The organism is Enterobacter sp. K16B, assembly GCF_020216105.1.
In the GTDB taxonomy this organism is placed as follows: domain Bacteria; phylum Pseudomonadota; class Gammaproteobacteria; order Enterobacterales; family Enterobacteriaceae; genus Enterobacter; species Enterobacter sichuanensis.
This window is the reverse complement of record NZ_JAIWJZ010000146.1, coordinates 1-5,973: the sequence shown is the minus strand read 5'-3', so window position 1 is coordinate 5,973 and position 5,973 is coordinate 1. Positions and strand designations below refer to the sequence as shown.

The 5,973-nt window shown below is 59.2% G+C and carries 4 protein-coding genes; 3 read left to right on the top strand and 1 reads right to left on the bottom strand.

The window, feature by feature from the left end:
* Nucleotides 1-124: 124 nt before the first annotated feature.
* Nucleotides 125-1,024, bottom strand: a complete 900-nt coding sequence (gene ldtA, locus LDK53_RS21305) for a L,D-transpeptidase (RefSeq protein ID WP_025759289.1) — start codon at nt 1,022-1,024, stop codon at nt 125-127.
* A 191-nt stretch (nt 1,025-1,215) separates the two neighbouring features.
* Here ldtA and shiA point away from each other — a divergent pair, with 191 nt between their 5' ends.
* From shiA to LDK53_RS21290, 3 genes are all read left to right on the top strand, one after another.
* Complete coding sequence (shiA, locus tag LDK53_RS21300; RefSeq protein ID WP_094919029.1) at nt 1,216-2,529, top strand: shikimate transporter; 1,314 nt, start codon at nt 1,216-1,218, stop codon at nt 2,527-2,529.
* Between the two features lie 73 nt (nt 2,530-2,602).
* Complete coding sequence (locus LDK53_RS21295) at nt 2,603-4,057, top strand: AMP nucleosidase (protein WP_025759291.1); 1,455 nt, start codon at nt 2,603-2,605, stop codon at nt 4,055-4,057.
* A gap of 18 nt (nt 4,058-4,075) precedes the next feature.
* Nucleotides 4,076-5,848 carry an aminopeptidase P family protein gene (locus tag LDK53_RS21290; RefSeq protein ID WP_225288006.1) on the top strand — a complete coding sequence of 591 codons (1,773 nt, stop codon included), beginning with the start codon at nt 4,076-4,078 and terminating at the stop codon, nt 5,846-5,848.
* The last annotated feature ends 125 nt before the right edge of the window (nt 5,849-5,973 follow it).

The following is a 5,973-nucleotide window of genomic DNA, read 5'->3' as shown; positions in this document are numbered from 1 at the left end:
AAAGCAGGCTTTTTGCTTTTCTGGGTTGGGTTAAATTGTCGGGTGGCGCTGCGCCTTACCCGACCTACAAAAACCTCGAATCGTAGGCCGGGTAAGGCAACGCCGCCACCCGGCGAAAATGTCCTCAATTGCCGAGCTTCACCGGCATCCCTGACCGCCGTTCCAGCTCAGCACCTGCACCCTCGTTGATCAACTCTGTCCGCAGCGCGGCCGATATCGGCAGCGGCACTTTCCGGGTCGATTCAAATTCCGCACGGTTACGTGACAACGGCTCATGCACTTCCACCCAGCGGCTACCGTCCGGCTCGGTGGTGACTTTAACGGGCTGATCGATAAGCTGTACCCGGGTTCCGACCGGAACGTTATCGAACAGGTATTTGATGTCGTTATTGCGCAGACGAATACAGCCCTGGCTCACCCGCAGCCCGATGCCAAAATTCGAGTTGGTGCCGTGAATGGCGTACAGCCTGCCGATATAAATGGCATACAGCCCCATCGGGTTATCCGGCCCGGCAGGCACGAATGCAGGCAGCGTTTTGCCTTCTGCCGCATAGGCGCGGCGCGTATTGGGCGTCGGCGACCATGTCGGTCCCTCCTGCTTACGCTCAACCGCCGTCACCCAGTTACGCGGCGTTTCGCGCCCGGCCTGACCGATGCCAATGGGCAGGACTTCTACGGTAGTGCCGCCGGGCGGATAATAGTAGAGGCGCATTTCTGCCGCATTCACGATAATGCCTTCCCGGACGGTGTCAGGCAGAATCAGCTGCTGGGGAATGACCAGCCGGGTACCGGATTTGGGCAAAAAAGGATCCACGCCCGGGTTCGCTTCCAGCATATTGCTTAGCCCCTGCCCGTACTGTGCGGCAAACGCCTCGAGCGGTAACGTATTGCGATCCGGCACGGTGATGACCTGCGCGCTTCCCACCAGTCGGCTGCCCGTCGGCGGCAACGGATAGCTCACCGCCTGCACGCTCTGGCTGATAAGCAACGCAGCAAGACACCCCAACACCTCTTTACGACACATCGTCCCTTCCTCCGTCGCTTCGTTCTTCACTAAGCATAGCGTAGCCGTTTTGCATTACCCATCAGGAAATAAAATCAGTTTGCACAGGCTCCCTGTCGCGGTAGTCTCATAAGTTCCGTTTACGTGACGGCCGCTTTGTGAGTGACTTTTTCTTATACCAATAATTAAAAATCAGTGCAGACAGGACAACTATGGATTCCACTCTCACCTCCACACATCCCACCGAGGAGACACCTTCGCTCAATCGTGCCCGCCGCGCCGCCCTCGGCAGCTTCGCGGGTGCCGTCGTCGACTGGTATGATTTTCTGCTCTACGGCATTACCGCCGCCCTGGTCTTTAACCGCGAGTTCTTTCCGCAGGTCAGCCCCGCGATGGGCACGCTCGCCGCATTTGCCACCTTCGGCGTCGGCTTTCTGTTTCGCCCGCTGGGTGGCGTGATCTTCGGCCACTTCGGCGACCGCCTCGGTCGCAAACGTATGCTGATGCTCACCGTCTGGATGATGGGGATCGCCACCGCGCTGATTGGCATCCTCCCTGCGTTTTCCACCATTGGCTGGTGGGCACCGGTACTGCTGGTTACCCTGCGCGCCATTCAGGGGTTCGCCGTGGGCGGCGAGTGGGGCGGCGCGGCGCTGTTATCGGTTGAGAGCGCGCCAAAAAATAAGAAAGCGTTTTACAGCAGCGGCGTACAGGTCGGGTATGGCGTGGGTCTGCTCCTCTCTACCGGGCTGGTCTCCTTAATCAGCCAGCTCACCACCGACGAGCAGTTCCTGAGCTGGGGCTGGCGCATTCCGTTCATCTTCAGCATCGTGCTGGTCATCGCCGCGCTGTGGATCCGTAACGGGATGGAAGAGTCCGCTGAATTCGAACAGCAGCAGGAAATACCTGCCGTCAAAAAGCGGCTGCCGGTGATGGAAGCCCTGGTGCAACACCCTGGCGCTTTTCTGAAAATTATCGCCCTGCGCCTGTGCGAACTGCTGACGATGTATATCGTCACCGCGTTTGCGCTGAACTACTCAACGCAGAATCTCGGTCTGCCGCGTGAGCTGTTTCTGAATATCGGCCTGGTGGTCGGCGGGATCAGCTGCCTGACCATCCCCTGTTTCGCCTGGCTGGCGGACCGCTTTGGTCGACGTCGTGTTTATATCACCGGGGCGCTGGTGGGAACCCTCAGCGCCTGGCCCTTCTTTATGGCGCTGGAGGCACAGTCGATCTTCTGGATTGTCTTCTTTGCCATTATGCTCGCGAATATCGCTCACGATATGGTGGTCTGCGTCCAGCAGCCGATGTTTACCGAACTGTTCGGCGCCAGCTACCGCTACAGCGGAGCTGGCGTGGGTTACCAGGTTGCAAGCGTCGTCGGCGGCGGGTTTACCCCCTTTATTGCCGCCGCGCTGGTGACCTTCTCCGGCGGAAACTGGCACAGCGTGGCGATTTATCTGCTGGCCGGCTGCCTGCTCTCTGCGGCGACGGCGCTTCTGATGAAAGAGACGCACCACCGCTGATCTCACTTTTGTTTCACAGGCGTGTGACATACTATCGGGTAGAGTCGCACACCTGTGGAACAAGGAGACAGAGATGAATAATAAGGGCTCCAGCCTGACCCCGGCTCAGGCGCTGGAAAAACTCGACGCACTGTATGAACAGTCCGTCAACGCGCTGCGCAGCGCCATTAGCGAGTATATCGACACAGGGAAACTCCCCGACGAAAAGGCCAGAAGCGAGGGCCTTTTTGTTTATCCGTCGCTCTCTGTGACCTGGGACGGCAGCGCCAGCACCACGCCGAAAACCCGCGCCTATGCCCGTTTCACCCACTCCGGCTGCTACAGTACCACCGTCACCCGCCCTGCACTGTTCCGCCCTTACCTTGAAGAACAGCTTACGCTGCTGTACCAGGACTACGGTGCGCACATCGCCGTTGAGCCTTCCCAGCACGAGATCCCCTATCCGTACGTGATTGACGGTTCGGCGTTAACGCTGGACCGCTCCATGAGCGCGGGCCTGACCCGCCACTTCCCGACGACGGAACTTTCGCAGATTGGCGATGAGACGGCTGACGGCATTTATCACCCGGCAGAGTTTTCTCCACTGTCACATTTTGATGCCCGCCGGGTCGATTTCTCCCTGGCGCGCCTGCGTCACTACACCGGTACGCCAGCCGAACATTTTCAACCCTTCGTGCTCTTTACCAACTACACCCGTTACGTCGACGAATTTGTCCGCTGGGGCTGCAGCCAGATCCTCGACCCGGAGAGCCCTTACATCGCGCTCTCCTGTGCCGGCGGGATCTGGATCACTGCGGAGACCGAAGCCCCCGAACAGCTGATTTCCGACCTGGCGTGGAAAAAGCATCAGATGCCAGCCTGGCACCTGATCACCGCCGACGGTCAGGGCATTACGTTGATTAACATTGGCGTCGGCCCGTCGAATGCGAAAACCATCTGCGACCATCTGGCGGTTCTGCGCCCGGACGTGTGGCTAATGATTGGCCACTGCGGCGGCCTGCGCGAAAGCCAGCTGATTGGCGATTACGTGCTTGCCCACGCCTATCTGCGTGATGACCATGTGCTTGATGCCGTACTGCCGCCGGATATTCCCATCCCAAGCATCGCCGAGGTCCAGCGTGCGCTGTATGACGCCACCAAAGAGGTGAGCGGTATGCCGGGCGAAGAAGTTAAGCAGCGCCTGCGCACCGGCACGGTCGTCACCACGGACGATCGCAACTGGGAGCTGCGCTACTCCGCCTCCGCGCTGCGGTTTAACCTGAGCCGCGCGGTGGCGATTGATATGGAAAGCGCCACCATCGCCGCGCAGGGCTATCGCTTCCGCGTCCCCTACGGCACGCTGCTGTGCGTCTCCGATAAACCACTGCACGGCGAAATTAAGCTGCCGGGCCAGGCAAACCGTTTCTATGAAGGGGCGATATCCGAACATCTGCAGATTGGCATCCGCGCCATTGACCTGCTGCGAGCGGAAGGGGACAGACTCCATTCCCGCAAGCTGCGCACCTTCAACGAGCCGCCGTTCCGCTAATTACGACAAGGATAAATAATGTACAGCACATCACCTCTCTCTGCCCTGCGCCAGTGGCTTGAAGCCAGCCATCTCGACGGGATGATCGTCCCGCGCGCCGATGCCTGGCAGAGTGAATACTGCGCGCCCTACGATGAAAAGCTGGCCTGGCTGACGGGCTTTGACGGTTCGGCCGGTGTGGCGCTGGTGCTGCAGGACAAAGCACTGCTGTTCGTCGATGGCCGCTATCAGGTTCAGGCGCGCGTGCAGGTCAACACGGATGAGATTGAGATCCACCACCTGCATAACGAGCCGCTGGCGCAATGGCTGGCGGAAAACGTGGGGGCAGGCACGCGCATCGGTTTTGACCCGCTGCTGATGACCAATACGGAGTTTGAGCAGCTGTCCGCCACAGGGTGCGAACTGGTACCATTGAGTGAATCGCCTTTTGATACTCTGTGGACTGACCGCCCTGCCGCACCGGCGGGGCTTATTCGTAGCATGCCGGTTGAACTCAGCGGTGAAAGCAGCGCAGACAAACGTCAGCACGTTGCCGCCGTGCTGGCCGCCAGCAATGCCGATTATCTGGCCGTTACCCTGCCGGACAATATCGCCTGGCTCCTGAACGTGCGGGGAGCAGATATCCCTTACAGCCCGGTACCGCTCTCTTTTGTCCTGCTGGGTCGAGACGGTCACGTTGAGTGGTTTGTTAACGACAATAAGCTCAGCGCCCTGCCAGACGCCGTGCGTAATGCGTTCACTATTGCGCCGCAGGACGCCTTTATCGAGCGCTGCCAGCGGCTTGCTGCCGGTAAACGGGTAATGGTAGATGCCGATTCCGCGCCGGTAGCCCTGCGCTTCGCTATTGAGCCACAGGGAGAGATTGTCTGGCGGACTGACCCTATAACCCTGATGAAGGCCACCAAAAACCCGGTCGAACTGGCGGGTTACCGCGAGTGTCATCACCAGGACGGTGCCGCATGGGTCAACTTCCTTGCCTGGCTGAGCCGTGAAGTGCCGCTGCGCGAGGCGGCAGGAAACCCGCTAACCGAGCTGGAGGTTCAGGCGCAACAGCTTGCGTTCCGTAAACAGCAGCCCGGGTTTATCGAGCAAAGCTTTGCCACCATCTCCGCCTCCTCCAGCAATGCGGCGATGTGCCATTACCATTCGAGCGAGGCCAGCAACAAGCCCATCGTTCATGACCAGTTTTACCTGAACGATTCCGGCGGTCAGTATGCTAATGGCACTACCGATGCCACGCGCACGCTGGCCTGGGGTCAGGTCGACCCGCAGCAGCGTCTGCACTACACCGCCGTGTTGAGAGGCTTCCTGTCGCTGATTACCCTGCAGTTTCCTTCCGGCACTCAGGGACATCAGCTGGATGCTTTCGCGCGTCGTCCATTGTGGGAGATGGGGCTGGATTACGATCACGGTACGGGGCATGGCGTGGGGCATCAGCTTCTGATCCATGAAAACCCGCATCGTATTGCCAAAAAGGTCAACCCGTGGCCGCTGGTGGCGGGCAATATCATGACTATCGAACCGGGATATTATCTGGGCGATAGCCACGGTATCCGCATCGAAAACCAGGTAGAAATCGTTGAGAGCCGTCCGGGATTCTGCAAATTTGCTTCGCTGACGCTGATCCCCATCGACCTGAGTCAGGTCGAGCTGGATCTGTTAAGCGAGCAGGAAAAAGCGTGGCTGGATGCATATCACCAGCAGGTACGTGAGGCGCTGTTACCCCTGGTGAACAGCGAAGCGCGTTCGTGGCTGGAAGCGGCGACGGCGCCGATTAGCCTGGACCGATAGTGCGGCTTTTGCCGGGTAGCGGCGTTGCCTTACCCGGCCTAAGATTCGAGGTTTTTGTAGGTCGGATAAGGCGCAGCCGCCACCCGACAATTTAACCCAACCCAGAAAAGCAAAAAGCCTGCTTT

What these genes read in the sequence shown, in the direction of transcription:
- LDK53_RS21295 (WP_025759291.1), top strand. Translation starts at nt 2,603, where the DNA reads ATGAATAATAAGGGCTCCAGCCTGACCCCGGCTCAGGCGCTGGAAAAA.
- shiA (WP_094919029.1), top strand. Translation starts at nt 1,216, where the DNA reads ATGGATTCCACTCTCACCTCCACACATCCCACCGAGGAGACACCTTCG.
- ldtA (WP_025759289.1), bottom strand. Translation starts at nt 1,024, where the DNA reads ATGTGTCGTAAAGAGGTGTTGGGGTGTCTTGCTGCGTTGCTTATCAGC.
- LDK53_RS21290 (WP_225288006.1), top strand. Translation starts at nt 4,076, where the DNA reads ATGTACAGCACATCACCTCTCTCTGCCCTGCGCCAGTGGCTTGAAGCC.